Consider the following 17,626-nt stretch of genomic DNA (forward strand, 5'->3'; position numbering starts at 1 on the left):
TAGGATGAATATTCTTTCACTATACCTATATAATATATCAGATGTCATAATTTAGCTAGGGCTCTGTCCTACCTTGTTCCATTCAATTTATTCAGAAGAAACGTGTGAAGCTGACCCGATATATAAAAGATTCCCAAAATCGTATTTATCTGAGGCATCATAAGGAATGCCAGAATAGATAAAATCACAATCAATGCTTTTGCCCTTGTGATGTAAACCCGGATAAGCAGGCTTATAGCAATGACTCCAAAGCACATGAGATAAAGGGTTCCAACTATACCTGCCACCTGAGCAATGCTCTGCACAAATTCATTTTCAAAAGGTTTTACAAATGAATAATTATAAAGACCAAATGCAAATATCCCCAGATATGCTGTCCAGAAAGGCGGAGTATACTCCACTACAGGCTTGGGCTTAGGCACAGCAATATGAAGTCTTCTCAATATCAGGAGACTTATCTCATATACTACAAAACCCTGCATGGCTCCGGTAAGTGCCGTTGTTATAAGAAACATCCTTGCCACAAAATCATCGCTCATCATTGACTTCATAACTGCAATCTGCTGTTCCGTCTGAGAATTGCTTCCCGTAACCTTTGTCATCATTTCCATGGTCTCATTCATGGCAATCTGCATCTCGGTCACATACATGCTGAGTGACTGCCCCGAGATGGCAGCCACGATCACGATATCCAAAAGCTCGGCAATGGTGCAGAGCAGCATCACCAGAAAAAGGGTTTTTGTCATGTCCTTTTTATGGTAAATGCAGGTTCCCAGCACCATACCCACAAAGGACTGACAGGCAGCATTTATCGCCGTTGTGGGCGTACTCACAAGTATGCTGATAAACATGGAAGCCGCCCAGGCGGCAAGCCCTGCCTTCCCACCGTACCTTGCTCCGTAAGCCACCATGGGAATGGGCAAAAGGAACATAAGTATCCCATGAAACATTCCTCCTGTTTGCCGGTTAATGAGCAGCAATACTCCGAAAAGCGCCACGATCATGGCACCATAAGTAATCTTCAATGTTTTCTGATTCATTTTTTCTTCTCTCTTATAAATCCAAATCTATAACCATGTAATTTTAAGTCATTTTCGCTCCACGGGCAATGTGGTTTTTCTATCCGCCGCAACATCCGTCGATTCAGACCCCCGGAATGCTTCCCGCCGGCGAGAACCGTCCCTGGTGTCTGACTCGACAGATGTCACGAATTTAAATAATTTTTTTAAAATTACAAATGTTTATGAAATTTTTGTCGACACTATGTATAGAGGCTTTGCGCAACAGCAAAACTCTGACCTTTTTACTTTAGATAAAAGCAATCGTAACCATAAACCAGGATACCGAAGCTATGCTGATGAATAAGTTTAAGAAATCTTTATCACTTCAAATATCGGTAATATCCATATTATCGTACATAATTCTTGCCATCGTAACCATAGTAGTGGTACACATGCGATTCCAGGACAGAATGATAAAGGATTATACCCGTATGGGAGAAGGCGTTACCACTCTCATGGCTAAAGTTTATGATACCGATAAAACCGAAGAGTACATAGAAAAAAACTTTACCATGCCGGAATATAATGAAATAATCAAGTATTTCTATGACCTGAAGGATAATTATCCGGATATATATTATTTATATGTATATCGTTTTGATTCAGTTGATCCGCCAAACGCAACGGTAATCTTTGATCTAGACGAGGAATACACAGAAAATCCACCCCAGGAAAGTATAGACTGGATCGGAGAAATCTACACAGTGGATGAACCCTTTGCCTCAGAAATAGGCACCATCATGAATGGAGAATCGGTAGTTCATACAGTGTTCACCCATGATAAAGAGTATCTCCTTTCCTATGTACGTCCGATATTAGACAAGGACGGTAATTACGTCGCCAGCGCCTGCGTGGACTTTTCCATGGAGTATATGTTTAAGCAGGACAAAAGATTCATTTTTCAGCTTGCCGGCATACTTGGGTTACTTATGGTCATCATACTCACCATCAATATCCTGATACTCAGGCACAAGGTAACCCATCCTCTGGACCGCATGACTTCCTGCATCGACAGCTTTGTTTATGAAACCGAGGCAAGCCGCTTCCAGAACGTACAGCGTCTCGAATCCCTTGATTTCCGTCAGGAGGATGAGATAGGAGTCCTTTATAACAGCTTTGTCAGCAACATGAAGGAAAGTCTCTACTACATGTCTAATTTCAACAAGGCAAAGGATGAAATAGTAGAAAAGGAAAACGAAATTGAAAAGATAAGCCAGAAGACTTATACCGATGGGCTCACTCCTGCTAAAAACAAGGCAGCCTACCTTGATGATGAAATCGTATATGACATTAAGATAAAGAACGGTCTTAAGGATATTGCCACCGTAATGGTTGATATAAACAATCTTAAATATGTCAATGACACCTTCGGACACGATGTCGGAGATAAATATATCATGGGCTGTTATGACATCATTCAGGATACATACAAGAATTCACCCATATACAGAATGGGCGGAGATGAATTCCTTGTAGTGTTAACCGAAGAAGACTTTGAGGTGCGTGATCAGCTGTTCGAAGACATTAACGCAAGGTATCAGCAGTGCTATGATAATGAAAAGAAAGAGCCTTACGATCGTTACTCTGCATCTGTGGGAATGGCCTCTTACAATGATGGCGATGAGTTCCGGGACATCATCAAGCGCGCCGACAAGCATATGTATGAGCGTAAGATGACATTTAAAAACGAACATGGAAGCTATAGGTAAACTATGACAACAAGTGGAAAAACAAGACTATATTTATACATCGGATCCGTCCTCACTATCCTTGTAGTGTCTGCGTTTCTGGTCATACTCAATATCAACGAACCCGTGGAGTACACACGGGTTCCTTTTAATGTCCTTGCAATACTTACAGTCATATCCTGTATTGCCATGACACTGTTTTTTGCCAAAGGACCGGTTTTTGATATTTACGGACAGCTGGAAAGCACCAATATAAATGCCATGCTTCTGACTGTCATAATCATTATCCAAATCTCCTTTTTCTTCGAGATCATCTCTGTAAAAAACCAGCTCCTGAACTATCAGGTCTATACAGACATACGAAACGATATCAATGTTGCCTCAACCTACCCGGAAAGAAAGCTTGATGATCTTTTGGAGTCACTTTGCAAAGACAGCATTACCGAAATCTCCATAACCGATATGTCCGGAACGGTTTTACACTCCTCGAATAAAAGCATTATCGGAAGTACCGCAGAGCACACCAGGTACACCTACAGCTTCAATAAGAATAGCAGTATCCGGTTCAGTGTGGATCCATTTTTTGTACGAAACAAAATAAAGTCCATCGCTCTGAATCTCCTCACAGTCCTGGTAACTTCGGTTTTCTTCTCTGTTGAGATAGTCCTTCTCATGATAATGAATGTTTCGAAGGGAATGACTAAGCGGATTCTAAAGGATTATCAGCAGGATAAAGACAAACGGTCACAGATTCCTGAAGACGAATACGAAAAGATCAAAGCCTCCCTGGAAAATGCCGATATTCCGTCTGCCCTTTACTATATACGGCAGATTGCCTTTCTGTTCTATTTCGCTTCCAGGCTGTCTTCTTCATTTATTCCAATTGTTGCCAAATCCCTCAACAATCCCATAAAGGGAATGGCAGCTACAACCGCAGCTGGTATCCCTCAGTCGGCAGAGACTCTTCTTACCTGCTCCGCCATATTCATAACTACAGTCATGCTGGAGAAAAAAGGCTGGAAGTTTCCGTTTATCTCCGGACTTCTTCTGGTATCGGCAGGAACCCTGTCCTCTGCCCTGTCCACCAATCTTTTCCTATTCGTGCTGTCAAGAGCATTGGTGGGACTTGGCTACGGTTTTTGCTGGATGACCCTCCGAAATCTTTCACTTTTCGGAAAGAATGCAAAACAGCAGCTTTTGGGATTTGCACTTTTGAATGCGGGAATCTACTCGGGAATGAACTGCGGTTCTTCTCTGGGCGCTATCCTTGCGGATGTTTTTGGCTATAAGACAGTATTTTTCATTTCTGCCGTTTTCACTCTTATGACCTCAGTCTTTATCATAAGACTTGAAAATGCTCTGCTTCCTAAAACAAAAAGCAATGATACCGAAATCAGACAAACCGCTAAGATATCCTTCAACGATAACATTTCAGTATTCCTGTTTGTGATCCTAATGATCGCACCGGCAAGTATTGCAGCCTCTTTCCTGAGCTACTATCTGCCTCTTTACTTTGACTCCATGGGCGGAAGCATAACCGATGTCGGAAGATCCCAGATGTTATACGGAATACTCCTTGTATATGCAGGTCCCACTCTTTCAGTTTTTATATCGAAGCTCAAGGGCAAGTCCCTCAAGAGAATAAACTATGTTTATAATCTCATTATAGCTTTGAGCCTTCTGTTCCCGGTTATGGGAGCGAGTCTGTTCCTGCCTTATGTAAGCGCCTGTCTGCTTGGAACTGCCGACAGTTTTGGCTTCGGTGTACAGAACAACTACTTCCTCGGACTTCCGGCTGTTCAGAAGCTTGGACCGTCAAAATCTCTTTCGGTTCTTTCCTTTATAAAGAAGATGCTGGAAATGATCGGTCCCTTCGTATTTGCCGCAGCATTGACACTGGGTTACAGGGCAGGTATAGGTGCTTTGGCCGTAGCATTTGCTATAATGGCAATAGCATATTTTATTCATTCCGAAATTATGCAGGTTTCAAAAACAAAATAGGTATAGGAGCATAATATGATCGTCAGTGTAGTTTACGGAGGAACTCCCGAAGAAAGAGGGCCTTCAGAAAAAAATGCAAAAGATATTGCAAAAGCCCTGGAAACCAGGGGACATGAAGTTCATCTCCTTCAAATAGGAAAAGACATAATAAGTTCCATTCTTTCCGTCAAAACAGAGGTGGTTTACTTATGTGTCCAGGGAAAGGGTTACGGAGACGGAACCTTCCAGGCCATGCTCGAAATGCAGGGAATTCCTTTCACAGGAAGTCATATGCGGGCTGCGTGTCTCATTAATGATAAGATCCTCAGTAAATTGGTTTTTGACCGTTACGGAATACGTACCCCGAAATGGGATATCCTGACTAAGAAGCAATTTGAAAAAGGCGACTATCCCTATGAAGATTTTGGATACCCCTTCGTCGCCAAAGCTCCTACACAGGGAGGCAGCTTCGGCATCGAACTGATCAGATCACGGGAGGATATTCCGCGTATCGGGAGCGTATTTAAATATGACGACCCCATCCTGCTTGAGAAATTCATCCCGGGAGGGTTCTATACCGTAGGCATTTACAAAAGCAAAAAGAGTCTGGTTTCTCTTCCCGTGGTGGAAGGCCTTGATCTGGATAAGCAGGATAATGCTGACGACGGGCTCATTACCTTCACAGGCAACTACGGAATATGTGAAAGCAGGCTTAACCAGAATATCACTGAGGAAATAAAACACCTTGCCATGGAGGTTTATCATGCCACCGGCGCAAAGGATCTCTGTCGTGTTGACTTTATGGTTTCTGAAGAAGACGGTAAGCCCTATGTACTTGAAATAAATGCCGTTCCGGGGCTCAAAAGACACAGTCTTATGCCACAGGCCGCGGAGCTTGCAGGTATAGTTTATGAAGATATGATTGAAGACATACTTTACGCAGCATTAGACAATAACGCAGAATAAGGAGTAAATCTATGTTCAGAAATATGAAAATCAGCTTAAAGATCCTTCTGGTCATACTGATAATGTCTTTAGGTTCACTTGTAGTGGTCTTTAGTGCTTCCTACTATTTTATGAATTCCATGGTCGATGAATTCCAGCAAACCAACATTACCCTGGGAATCAATTCCTCGGAAGTCACCAAGGCTTCACTTATGTCCCAGACGGAATACTACCTTCTGCAGCTCATTCAAAAGCAGGCCAATAATGCAAACAAGGAGCTTCATGAAGTAAACAGGGCTGTTACGGAGGCCTCCAAATATACTCAGCATCTTTTTGAAACCCAGGATAATTTAATCGGCCATGATATGCCGAGACCTGATGAAACCGAAATGGGCGTGGCATCATCAAAGTACTTCCTGGCGAAGGGTGTAGAAGCTACTCCTGAAGTAATGAAGGAGGTTTACACCTTATCCTATTGCGAGTACATGTTTGCCCCCACTTTGGAACAGAATCCTATTCTGGATAATATCTACATCGGTACCATAAGCGGTATTTCCTACAGATATTCAAGATCCAATGCTTTCAATCCCGATTATGATCCGAGGCAGAGAGACTGGTATAAGGCAGCTATCTCACATCCAGATCATCTTGTATGGCTTCCTACTTATCTTGATTCATACGGAAAAATATGTATCACTGCGGCCATGACCTACAGAGATGCCGACGGGCATATCGCGGGCGTTGTTGCATCGGATGTACGTTTGACAAGCATCATAGATGAAGTTATGAATCTGAAGATCGGTGAGACCGGTTCAACTCTGATCCTGGATTCCGACCTCAATTTCATCGCCCATCCCGACATGGACAAGGAAGGCTTCAATCCTGACCTGAGCTCTCACTTCACCGGAAGTGATTTCATTAAAAAGATTCATTCCTCCGACGATTCCATCATCCAGACTGTTTACGAGGAAAAGGATTGTTATGTTGCCTTTTCAAAGATGGCTGAAACCGGCTGGATCTTCTGCGCAAGCATCGAAACCGATGAAGTAACAGCCCCTGCTTTTGAAGCAAAGGCTCAGAATGACAAACTTACTGCAGCTTCTCAGAGGAACATGCAGGATCAGATATTCAATATCCTCCGCCTGTTTATGATCTTCTTCTCCATCATGGGAATCACGGTAGTTATGACCTCCTTTGCGGTAACCGGAACCATCACGAGACCTATCCAGAGGCTCGCCAGCAGTGTTCTGAAGATCGGTAAAGGTGAATTTAATGAGAAGATCCCTGTGTTATCCGGTGATGAGGTCGGTCAGCTGGCAGACAGATTCAACACCATGCAGGATGACCTCAAAAACTACATGCAGAATATAAAGAAGGTCACTGCAGAAAAGGAAAGAATCGGAACAGAGCTTTCGGTTGCTACCAATATCCAGGCTCATATGCTTCCCACAGTCTTTCCGCCTTATCCCGACAGACCGGAAATAGACATTTACGCATCCATGAACCCTGCAAAGGAAGTCGGCGGTGATTTCTATGATTTCTTCTTTGCCGATGAGACCCACTTTGCCATGGTTATAGCCGACGTTTCCGGAAAGGGAGTTCCCGCCGCACTTTTCATGGTCATCACAAAGACTCTCATCAAGGATCATGTTCAGCAGATGAAGGGCAAAACCTTAAGCGAAGTCCTTACCGAAGTAAATAATCAGCTCTGCGAAAACAATGAAGAAGAGATGTTTGCAACCTGCTGGATCGGAATCATTGATATCACCACAGGAAAGGGTGTTGCTTCCAATGCCGGTCATGAACATCCTGTTTTGCGGAGAGCCGGCGGTGAGTTCGAGCTTGTTGTATACAAACACACCCTCGCTCTTGCAACCCTTCCGGGCGTCAAGTTCCGTGAGCACGAATTCGAGATGCATCCGGGAGATACACTTTTCGTATATACCGACGGTGTTCCTGAAGCCACCAACATAAACAATGAGCTTTACGGTACCGACAGAATGCTGGAGTCTCTTAACAGAGACAAGGATCTTCCTCTTGAAAATATCCTAAAGAACTTAAAGGCTGATGTTGATGCCTTCGTGGGTGAAGCAGATCAGTTCGATGACCTCACAATGCTCGCTATGAAATATAATGGTCCCAAATAAATAAAACAGTAATCCACCTGGGACTCTTCTCGCCGTCGAGAACCTTCCCCGGTGGATAAAAAACAAAACAGGACCCCTTAGAGTCACACCTGGTTCTAAGGGGTCTTGTTTTGTTTTTTAGTTTACCTTCATAATTGAGCTACTTTTAAACGTATTCCTTATGGCTTCGACGTCTGTCATGAGCAACGTAGAACTTCGCCTTATCTTCGTACATCAGCCTGTCGGCTGTCTTTATGGCTTCGGACACCTTCCTTCTGTCCGGAATCCAGACAAAACCGGAAGCCATACTTACCTTGTCATTGTCTTCTAGCTCCTGACGGAACTGATACTGCTTTCTTTCAAAAACATACTTTTCCATATCCGGCGCCAGGACAACAAATTCATCGCCACCCACACGGTACAGATGCTCCATTCCGAAATGCTTGGCAATAAGCTTCGAAGCCCGGATGATGAGAAGATCTCCTTCATCATGCCCCAGGTTATCATTTATTTCCTTGAGCCCGTTAATGTCTATAAAGCCAACTCCAACACAACCCTCTCCTGCTGCAAGCTCCGCTTCTTTCTTTATCATGGCATAACGGTTATGAGCCGAGGTCAGTGCATCATTGTCTGCCATATAAACAAGACGGTGTACAAGTGTACTGTTGGCTATCTTATAGGACAGGAATACAGCCACAGAGGAAAGCAGGAACTCCGTATCATCGCTTTCATCAAGTCTGTAATTCGCCGCAGCGATAAAACCGATGACTTCATCCTTTGAAAATACCGGAACAACTATTATCCGCTTCACCCCCATCAGTTTAAGCTGACAGTAAACATCCCTGTAGGAAACCCTTATTCTGGAAATACTATCAAGATTTACAGCCCTGCCGTCAACGCTCAGATCTGCCCAGAGCTTAAAATATTTGTTATACTCCAGGTTCTGAGTATACTCCTTTTGTGATATTATTCCCTTTCTGCACAACTCAAAAGGATTGTTTATTTTATCTCCTACCCTTTCAAAGATACATATCCTGTCCGGACTGATGACGCTGCCCAGTTCTTCCAGCACCCGGTTCATGGTTTCATTATAATCTTCAAAAGTATTGAGCAGCTTTGCAATACGGATAATGGCACTATCCAGAACATTATTTCTTTCAAGAGCCTCCTTTTCACTTTGCAGATCTATGTCTTCCACCGGGGGAACAACATTCTCAAAGGATGGCGGATTCAAGGAGATGTCTTCTTTCAATGTATCGGAGAATCTGTCACTTCCTTCTCCCTCAACACGTTTTTCCGATACCATGACTATGAGTATGGCATAGTTTCCCGTAACCTTATCCCGTGAGAAAAGTCTGATATTGGTGTTAAACTTCACTTTGTCCGTGCTGACTATATCATAAGCGGTTTCCCAGTTTCCGGATTTAAGACATCTTCTGACAGATTCATCAAAAACCCGTTTTCTGTCTTTATCGGTATAGGTAATAACATCAGAAACCTTTATGTTCCGCCCATAAATAGTCTCAAGATACTCCTTATATACAGCATTTGCCCTCATAAGACGGTAGGTTTCACCCCCGTCAAATTCAAGTATTCCGATGCCTATTCCTGCAAATGTCTCCGCCACCAGCATTCCGGCGTCACCATTAAGCTCCATATCCGTAAGACTTGCCTGTCCCACCTGATCATAGAATTCCGACTCTTCGATATTCTCACGATACAAGCCGATACCCATATCACTTCTTTTCAGGATCTCGTTTAGCGGATTAGGCTTACTGTACAGGAACCCCTGCACTTTATCGCAGCCTATTTCTCTCAGGAATTCAAGCTGCTCCTCCGTTTCAACACCTTCTGCCAGTGTATCCACTCCCAGCTGCTCTGCCATCTCAACGATCTTTCTGATGATTCCCGCGGTTTTGACCTTCTTACTGAAATCCTTCATGAACTTCATGTCCAGCTTGATGAGATCAAAGTCGAAATCCTGTAGGACATTGAGGCTGCCGTAACCTCTTCCGAAGTCATCCATCCATATCTTAAAGCCATAACTCTGAAGCTTATTTAACTGCTCCTTGATAAAGTCGTGTTCCAGCTCCAGGACGCTTTCTGCAATCTCTATCACGAGATACTTGGGCGAAACCCCTGCTGCCTCCACTCGCTTAAGGATTTCGTAAACCATGTCGCAATACTCAAAATCATATTTGGACACATTAACAGAGATGGGAACGATCTGAACGATCTTACCATCCTGATATTGCCTGATATCCGAAAGCACCTGATCTATCATGTAAAGATCGAGCTTATGAAGAAGCTTTGCATCTTCAATTACGGGGATGAACTCCTCCGGAAGTATCATACCGTTTACAGGATCCACCCATCTTGCCAATGCTTCTTCATTACAAATAAGCCCGGTCATGGCACGCATTATGGGCTGATAATAAACCTCTATCCACCTCTCGTCCAAAGCCTGACTGAAGTGTCCGAGAATATAGTCTCTTTTATCATCCTCCCGGTAAATCGGATTTCCCGGATCGGTATTCACTGTCCCTTTAAACTTTTTTTCACTTAGCTTGTATTCTTCTCTCATGATTTGTTAATAGCGATATAAATTCCTGAACATGCAAATGCTTCAAAGAATTTAATCCTTTTCAACAGAACAAATAATCGTAATCTCACGCACAAATGGACGGAAAAGACACCTATCCCACCTTTCTATATCTAAGTACTTCGGATACTTTGTCAATTTTATAACCCTCTTTACAGGGTTAATAGAGTTTTAAGATTTAAAAAACACCTGAAAGCCACGAGATATCCACCGGGGGACGGTTCTCGACGGCGAGAACCGTCCCCCGGTGGATATCTCAGCAGGCTTATAGAAATAGTTTCAGCCGGGGCATATGCCCCGGCTGAACTGTTAAAATCTGGTTTTATTTCTCATTCGGCATCTTCCATGCGTGATGATTGGTGTGAAGAAGGTGATGAGACTTTTCGGAAAGCGGCTTTCCGAAGTAATCCTCATAAATCTTTGTTATGGATGGATTCTCATGTGAGAATCTGAGCTCCATACCGGCATCCTGTGAGTAAAGAACCGGTGCTCTTTCGGGAGCCATCTCTACTCCGTCATGGATAGGCTGTCCACCGCCGCCTACGCAGCCTCCGGGACATGCCATGACCTCAACGAAGTCATAGTGTACACGGCCCTGCTTGAGGTAGGTAAGAAGCTTGTTTGCATTACCGAGACCATTGGTAACGGCAACACGAAGAGTCTTTCCTGCAAGATCGAACTCAGCTTCCTTCCAGCCGTCCATACCACGTACTGCCTTAAAGGCATCAGGGTCAGGATTCTTTCCTGTTACAAGGAAGTAGGCACTTCTTAATGCTGCCTCCATAACACCGCCGGTTGCACCGAAGATATTGCCGGCACCGGATCCGATGCCAAGTGGCATATCAAGCTCTTCCTCAGGAAGCTCCTTAACGATGATCTGATCGGATCTTATGAGTCGGTTAACCTCACGGGTTGTAAGTGAGCAGTCAACCTCAGGATTTCCATGATCATCCACCATATTGGGATAAGCGCACTCTGCCTTCTTTGCAACACAAGGCATGATGGAAACGCAGAAGATATCCTTGGGATCCACCTTGAGAAGCTCTGCATAGTAGCTCTTTGTAACAGCACCAAACATCTGCTGAGGTGACTTTGCGGTTGAAAGATTGTCAACAAACTCAGGATAATGAGCCTTGACATATCTTACCCAGCCCGGACAGCAGGAGGTGAACATCGGGAACTTGTGGTTCTCGGGATTCTTCAGCTTCTCAAGGAACTCTGAGCCCTCCTCCATAATGGTAAGGTCTGCTGTAAAGTTTGTATCAAATACATAATCTGCACCTGCTCTTCTTAAAGCTGCCGCAAGACGCTTTACCGTAGCAAATTCAGGATCAAGTCCGAAAGGCTCGCCCCAGGCAGTTCTTATGGAAGGTGCGATCTGGAATACAGTGATCTTGGAAGGATCCTCAAGAGCATCCAGAACACGATCCACATCATCACGCTCACGGAGAGCGCCAACAGGACAGTGAGTTATACATTGTCCGCAAAGTGCACACTGGGAATCTTCAAGAGCGTAAACTCCGGTAACATCCACCGTTACACGGGAACCGGTATTAACCACATCCCATATATTGCTGTTCTGAATCTTGTCACATACCTGGATACAGCGCATGCACTGGATACACTTATCGTAATCTCTGATAAGAGGGAATCTGACATTACCCTTGTTTTCAGGAATCTGTTTCTTATAAGGAAGGCTGTGGATATTGAGATCATTAGCCACCTTCTGAAGAGTACAGTTTCCGCTTCGTACACAGACCGCACAGTTGGTGTTGTGCTGGGAAAGGATCAGCTTAACATTGGTCTTTCTTGCAGCTCTGGCCTTCTTTGAGTTGGTATAGATAACCATTCCCTCGGCCACAGTATTGTTGCAGGCTGTAAAGAGCCTTTCATATCCCTCAACCTCAACCACACAGACACGGCAGGCACCGATCTCGTTGAGTTCCTTCATATAGCAAAGGGTTGGGATGTGTACTCCCGCCTTGGAAGCAGCATCCAATATAGTTGTCTTCTCGGGAACCTGAAGGGAGATTCCGTCTATCGTAACGTTTACCATTTTGCTTCTCTGCCTCCTTTAAAGATTCCATAACCAAAGTGATCGCAATGCAGACATCTTCCGGACTCCTGGCATGCCTCTTCGTCGGACATACCGCACTCCATGATCTTGAAATCGTGCTTTCTTTCTTCCGGAGAACGCTCCATCATATTTACTCTTCCGCATGGCTTATGATCATCAAAGCGGACAGGAGGAAGCTCTATATCTGACTTTATCTCATGGAAATATCCGAGATATTCGTCAATGTTTGCGGCCGCAACCTTTCCTGCTGCGATGGCACGGATTACGGTTGCAGGACCTGTAACGCAGTCACCACCCGCAAAGATTCCGTCCTTGTCACGGATATCGCTGGTGTCAAATGCCTGAATCTGTCCACGCTCTACAGGAATTCCGTACTCACCGAACTTACGTGAATCGATACCCTGACCGATAGCCACAAGGACTCTGTCACACGGGATTCTGAGCTCTTCTGTATCAGCTGCCACCGGCTTCGGTCTTCCGCCGCTGATTGGACCTACGATCTGAGGCTGTACCCAGATAGCAGCAACGCTTCCGTCATCTTTCTTCTCGATACGTAACGGAGCATGAAGCTCTACAACCTCGCATCCGTCAGCAATGGCACCCTCAACCTCTTCGGGAAGGGCAGTCATATCAATCTTTCTTCTTCTGTAAAGGATCTTTACAGACTTTGCATTACATCTGATGGCAGAGCGCGCAACGTCCATGGCAACATTACCGCCACCTACCACAACTATATCCATTCCTGTGAAATCAGGATAATCGTCATCACCGATGGCTCTCAGCATTTCAACTGCAGAGATAACGCCCTCTGCATCTTCGCCTTCGATTCCGATCTTCTTGTCTGTGTGAGCACCGATGGCAACAAACATTGCATCGTACTTCTCACGGAGATCTGCGATGGAGATGTCCTTGCCAATGCTTACATCAGTCTTCAGCTTGAAGCCGCTCTTCATGATGCACTCGATCTCGGCATCCAGGGCTTCTCTCGGAAGACGGTATGCAGGGATGCCGTATCTAAGCATTCCTCCTGCCTTCTTTCTCTGCTCATAAACCTCTACCTCATGTCCCATAAGAGAGAGATAGTAAGCTGCACTGAGACCTGCGGGACCACCACCGATAACTGCAACCTTCTTACCTGTTGCCGGCTGCTTCTCGCCGATCCTGAACTCATCCTCATGCTCAACCGCATATTTCTTAAGTCCGCGGATATTGATAGGATCGTCAACCATGGTTCTTCTGCAGCGTACCTCACAAGGATGCTCGCAGATCATGCCGCAGACTGCGGGAAGCGGATTGTCCTTTCTGATAAGGGCAACCGCGTCATTGTAACGGCCTTCATGTATAAGTGAAATGTATCCCGGAATATCCACATGTGCAGGGCACTGGGCAACGCAGGGTACAGGCTGATCCTGATGTCCCGAACATCTTCCGTGCAGTACATGCTCTTCGTAATCTCCGCGGAAACCTCTGATACCCTTCAGTACCATACGTGCAGCCTCTGAACCTATGGCACAGTCCGCAGAATAGTATATGCTCTGGGCGGTTTCCTCGATAACTGACAATGTCTCCATGGTGGCAGTTCCGTCAAGCACTGAATCTATCAGCACTTCCAGCTGTCCCAGTCCCACTCTGCAGGGTACGCATTTACCGCAGGACTGAGCGTGACAAAGGTGCAAAAATGAAGCGGCAAGATCAACCGGACAAAGTCCGGGCTGGCTTGCCGTGATTCTTCTTTCCAGATCCTTGTACAGACCCTCCACCGTCTTCTGCGCATTGTTTTGAGTTACAATGCTCAATCTACTCATGGTGTTTACCTCCTTACTTGGGAATGTCAGCCTGAAAAAATCTGCTTTCCGAAAGGCCGACTCTGCATGTCAGGTTTCCTCACGGGATTTCGACCCGGTATGCTCTTTCCCTACTCATTTAAGTTAGTCATAACTTACTGTTATTTTTAGCGTTCTAGATATAATTAAAGCAAATTAAATCATTTTTGTAAACTTTGACAAGTAAAAAAAACATATATGGATTCTTAATGTGCAAAATAGATAAATTTTATGAAAGAACCATCTGGTTATCCACCGGAAATATCAGGAATACGTCTGATAAATCTCGATGTTTGACTCACCAAGAGATATTTGGAATCAGAGTCAGCCATAATATGACCATGGATTGACCCAATTAATGCAATATTGAATTTGAAGTCATACGACCATGTTATGGTTATTGATATAGACCGATACTATTACCAACGATAAAATCTTAGTATTTTCCCAAAACCAAGCGATGTAGTAGGATTATGGCATCAGGAAAATCCAAGGTGAAAGCGAGGTAACGGTAATGAAGAGAAGGAATAATTCAGTTCAAAACCAAAAGCTGTGTATGCGAATGTGTTGATTTTAATAAATGTAAGACCGAAGACAAAAAAACAAACATTTAGAAAAAAGAGCCAATTAGATCTGCATCTGTATGTCAGAGATAAATGGCGAAAAACATGCATTTATAGAGGAGATCAATACCATGAGCGAATACAGATTTGAAACATTACAGTTACACGTTGGACAGGAGCAGCCGGATCCGGCAACAGATGCCAGAGCGGTTCCCATTTACCAGACCACTTCCTATGTGTTCCGAAACAGCAAGCACGCAGCCGACAGATTTGGACTTGCGGATGCCGGCAATATCTACGGAAGACTCACCAACTCCACACAGGATGTTCTCGAAAAGAGACTTGCTGCACTTGAGGGAGGAAGTGCTGCACTGGCGGTGGCCTCAGGCGCTGCAGCCATAACCTACACTATCGAAGCATTGGCAGCAAACGGTGGACATATAGTGGCACAGAAGACCATCTACGGTGGAAGCTACAACCTTCTGGCTCACACACTTCCACAGTACGGCGTTGAGGCAACCTTCGTGGACGCACACAATCTTTCAGAGGTGGAGGGCGCCATAAAGGATAACACAAGAGCCATCTACCTTGAGACGCTCGGCAATCCAAACAGCGACATCCCGGACATCGATGCCATCGCAGAAATCGCACACAAGCACGGACTTCCGGTCGTTGTGGATAATACTTTCGGCACGCCATATCTCATCCGTCCTTTCGAGCACGGCGCCGATATCGTAGTACACTCCGCAACAAAGTTTATCGGAGGCCACGGAACAACACTTGGTGGTGTTATCATTGAGTCAGGAAAGTTCGACTACAAGGCAAGCGGAAAGTTCCCGAACATCACAGCTCCCAACCCGAGCTATCATGGAGTATCCTTCTATGATGTGGTAGGACCTGCAGCCTTCGTAACTTACATCCGTGCCATCCTCCTGAGAGACACGGGAGCAACCATTTCGCCTTTCAATGCTTTCCTTCTTCTTCAGGGAGTGGAGACATTGTCACTTCGTCTCGACAGACATGCAGAGAATACAAAGAAGGTGGTTGAGTTCCTCTCAAAGCATCCGAAGGTTGAGAATGTAAACCATCCGTCTCTTCCGGATCATCCGGATCATGAGCTCTACAAGAGATATTTCCCGAACGGCGGCGGATCCATCTTCACCTTCAATATCAAGGGCGGTCAGGAAGAAGCCTGGAAGTTCATCGATAACCTTCAGATCTTCTCACTTCTTGCCAATGTTGCCGACGTAAAGAGTCTGGTTATCCATCCGGCTTCCACAACCCATTCACAGCTTTCAGAGGAAGAGCTGCTGGATCAGGGCATCAAGCCTAACACCATCAGACTTTCCATAGGAACAGAGCATATCGATGACATCATTGCAGATCTGGAAAAGGGATTTGCTGCGATATAGCCAGAACACCCACCCGCATAGCGGGTGGGTTTATTGTCACACACTTGACCGCGAATCTATTATCTCGAAATTGAATCAATGTTCTCAGAGTACATGCATGACTCAACTTATTGTAATGTCCATAGTGAGTCAAGTATCGTACATTGTTTCTTTGACCACAATTCTCATATTCTAAAATTGAGTCAATAATATGGATGTAATTCCTTGACTCCAATTACAATATTAAATTGATATGAGTCAATTCCTGGGCTGTCATTATTTGACCACAAATCCTGCAAAATGAGATATGAATCAACTCCCAGACTTATCAATGTTGACTTCAATTACAGTTATCTTCCGATGAGTCAAACATAAAGTTTTATCAGAGTGTTTTGAGAAATGTTCTTAGAGAGATAACACGGTGGGATTTCTCAAAGTTCCTTGTACTTCATCAATTCCTCAATATAAGCCTTGCCATACACCGACATAACGCTGCCTTTTCTCACGATGTATCCGATGACCAGCGGATCCTCTTCCTTGAGCTTTATGGAAACCATACCTCGCAAAACTGCATCATCCTCCGAGAGCATTCCGCATCCCACAGAGTAGCCCTGGAGTCTCTCTATGATTTCCATGGTGGTGGCCCTGTCGTCGGACTTTATCATCTTCTTAAAGTCATAATCCGCCATGGCTTCTTCCGTCAGATAAAAGTTACTGTCGTCACTCTGATCAAAGGAAACGCAGGGGTAGTCGGAAAGCTCCTCCAGGGAGATTTCCTTTCTTCCCGCAAACTTGTGGTTTTCCCAGACATAAGCATATGTTTCTCTCTGCATGAGCGGCGTAAATTCAAGGTTGTATTCCTTGAACAGCTTCTTTATGATACTTTCATTGGAACCGGAAAAAGATATGATACCAATCTCGCTTTTCATTGTCCTTACATCTTCAAGTACATCCCTGGTTTTCGTCTCATGAATGGCAAAAACATATTTGTCCGGATCGAAGGCCTTTATCACATCCGTAAATGCTTTTATGGCGAAATTGTAGTGCTGGCTTGATACGGAAAACCGCTCCTTGTCGCTGTCCCTGGACAAAAATCTGTCCTCCAGTATTTCGTACTGTGCCAATGCCTTCTTCGCATAGGCAACAAACTCCCGTCCCTCATCCGTAAGAGATATACCCTTGTTGGTTCTCTCAAATATCAGTATCCCTAGCTCTGTTTCAAGATCACCTATACTCGTGGAAAGCGCAGGCTGCGATACAAAAAGTTTCGTGGCAGCCTCCCTCATGGAGGAAGATGCTGCCGTTTCAAGCACATATCTGATCTGAGTGATGTTCAATTTGTATACCCTCCTATACAGACCATCGGGGAC

The 17,626-nt window shown here is 44.6% G+C and carries 10 protein-coding genes; 5 read left to right on the forward strand and 5 right to left on the reverse strand.

The window, feature by feature from the left end:
• Window positions 1-68: 68 nt before the first annotated feature.
• Window positions 69-1,040, reverse strand: coding sequence for a DUF2232 domain-containing protein (locus BLV86_RS11270; RefSeq protein ID WP_090817353.1), 972 nt, complete (start codon window positions 1,038-1,040; stop codon window positions 69-71).
• 311 nt (window positions 1,041-1,351) lie between these two features.
• Between BLV86_RS11270 and BLV86_RS11275 the strand changes: the two genes are divergently transcribed.
• From BLV86_RS11275 to BLV86_RS11290, 4 genes are read left to right on the forward strand one after another with little or no spacing between them, the layout of a single operon-like run.
• On the forward strand, window positions 1,352-2,770 hold the full coding sequence (locus BLV86_RS11275) for a GGDEF domain-containing protein (RefSeq protein WP_090817356.1): 1,419 nt from the start codon (window positions 1,352-1,354) through the stop codon (window positions 2,768-2,770).
• A gap of 3 nt (window positions 2,771-2,773) precedes the next feature.
• Window positions 2,774-4,750 (forward strand): MFS transporter, encoded by a 1,977-nt coding sequence (locus BLV86_RS11280; RefSeq protein ID WP_090817359.1) that lies wholly within the window; start codon window positions 2,774-2,776, stop codon window positions 4,748-4,750.
• A 15-nt stretch (window positions 4,751-4,765) separates the two neighbouring features.
• The gene (locus BLV86_RS11285) at window positions 4,766-5,695 is read left to right on the forward strand and encodes a D-alanine--D-alanine ligase family protein (RefSeq protein WP_090817362.1); all 930 of its coding nucleotides are present in this window, start codon (window positions 4,766-4,768) and stop codon (window positions 5,693-5,695) included.
• Window positions 5,696-5,706: 11 nt separating this feature from the next.
• Window positions 5,707-7,821, forward strand: a complete 2,115-nt coding sequence (locus BLV86_RS11290; RefSeq protein WP_090817365.1) for a SpoIIE family protein phosphatase — start codon at window positions 5,707-5,709, stop codon at window positions 7,819-7,821.
• 145 nt (window positions 7,822-7,966) lie between these two features.
• Here BLV86_RS11290 and BLV86_RS11295 read toward each other — a convergent pair whose 3' ends face one another.
• From BLV86_RS11295 to BLV86_RS11305, 3 genes are all read right to left on the reverse strand, one after another.
• Entirely contained in the window at window positions 7,967-10,339 is a 2,373-nt protein-coding gene (locus BLV86_RS11295; protein ID WP_175456526.1) for a bifunctional diguanylate cyclase/phosphodiesterase, read from the reverse strand.
• A 385-nt stretch (window positions 10,340-10,724) separates the two neighbouring features.
• A complete protein-coding gene (locus tag BLV86_RS11300) occupies window positions 10,725-12,458 on the reverse strand; it encodes an NADH-dependent [FeFe] hydrogenase, group A6 (protein ID WP_031548129.1) in 1,734 nt (577 codons plus the stop codon).
• The gene (locus tag BLV86_RS11305; RefSeq protein WP_031548127.1) at window positions 12,452-14,284 is read right to left on the reverse strand and encodes an NAD(P)-binding protein; all 1,833 of its coding nucleotides are present in this window, start codon (window positions 14,282-14,284) and stop codon (window positions 12,452-12,454) included. The genes BLV86_RS11300 and BLV86_RS11305 overlap by 7 nt, the downstream gene beginning before the upstream one ends.
• 712 nt (window positions 14,285-14,996) lie before the next feature.
• Between BLV86_RS11305 and BLV86_RS11310 the strand changes: the two genes are divergently transcribed.
• Complete coding sequence (locus BLV86_RS11310) at window positions 14,997-16,277, forward strand: O-acetylhomoserine aminocarboxypropyltransferase/cysteine synthase family protein (RefSeq protein WP_090817371.1); 1,281 nt, start codon at window positions 14,997-14,999, stop codon at window positions 16,275-16,277.
• 410 nt (window positions 16,278-16,687) lie between these two features.
• Here BLV86_RS11310 and BLV86_RS11315 read toward each other — a convergent pair whose 3' ends face one another.
• Window positions 16,688-17,593 (reverse strand): LysR family transcriptional regulator, encoded by a 906-nt coding sequence (locus tag BLV86_RS11315; RefSeq protein WP_175456527.1) that lies wholly within the window; start codon window positions 17,591-17,593, stop codon window positions 16,688-16,690.
• Window positions 17,594-17,626 lie beyond the last annotated feature (33 nt).

The sequence above is a fragment of the Oribacterium sp. KHPX15 genome (assembly GCF_900107835.1).
Taxonomy (GTDB): domain Bacteria; phylum Bacillota; class Clostridia; order Lachnospirales; family Lachnospiraceae; genus Oribacterium.

What these genes read in the sequence shown, in the direction of transcription:
- BLV86_RS11270 (WP_090817353.1), bottom strand. Translation starts at nt 1,040, where the DNA reads ATGAATCAGAAAACATTGAAGATTACTTATGGTGCCATGATCGTGGCG.
- BLV86_RS11275 (WP_090817356.1), top strand. Translation starts at nt 1,352, where the DNA reads ATGCTGATGAATAAGTTTAAGAAATCTTTATCACTTCAAATATCGGTA.
- BLV86_RS11280 (WP_090817359.1), top strand. Translation starts at nt 2,774, where the DNA reads ATGACAACAAGTGGAAAAACAAGACTATATTTATACATCGGATCCGTC.
- BLV86_RS11285 (WP_090817362.1), top strand. Translation starts at nt 4,766, where the DNA reads ATGATCGTCAGTGTAGTTTACGGAGGAACTCCCGAAGAAAGAGGGCCT.
- BLV86_RS11290 (WP_090817365.1), top strand. Translation starts at nt 5,707, where the DNA reads ATGTTCAGAAATATGAAAATCAGCTTAAAGATCCTTCTGGTCATACTG.
- BLV86_RS11300 (WP_031548129.1), bottom strand. Translation starts at nt 12,458, where the DNA reads ATGGTAAACGTTACGATAGACGGAATCTCCCTTCAGGTTCCCGAGAAG.
- BLV86_RS11305 (WP_031548127.1), bottom strand. Translation starts at nt 14,284, where the DNA reads ATGAGTAGATTGAGCATTGTAACTCAAAACAATGCGCAGAAGACGGTG.
- BLV86_RS11310 (WP_090817371.1), top strand. Translation starts at nt 14,997, where the DNA reads ATGAGCGAATACAGATTTGAAACATTACAGTTACACGTTGGACAGGAG.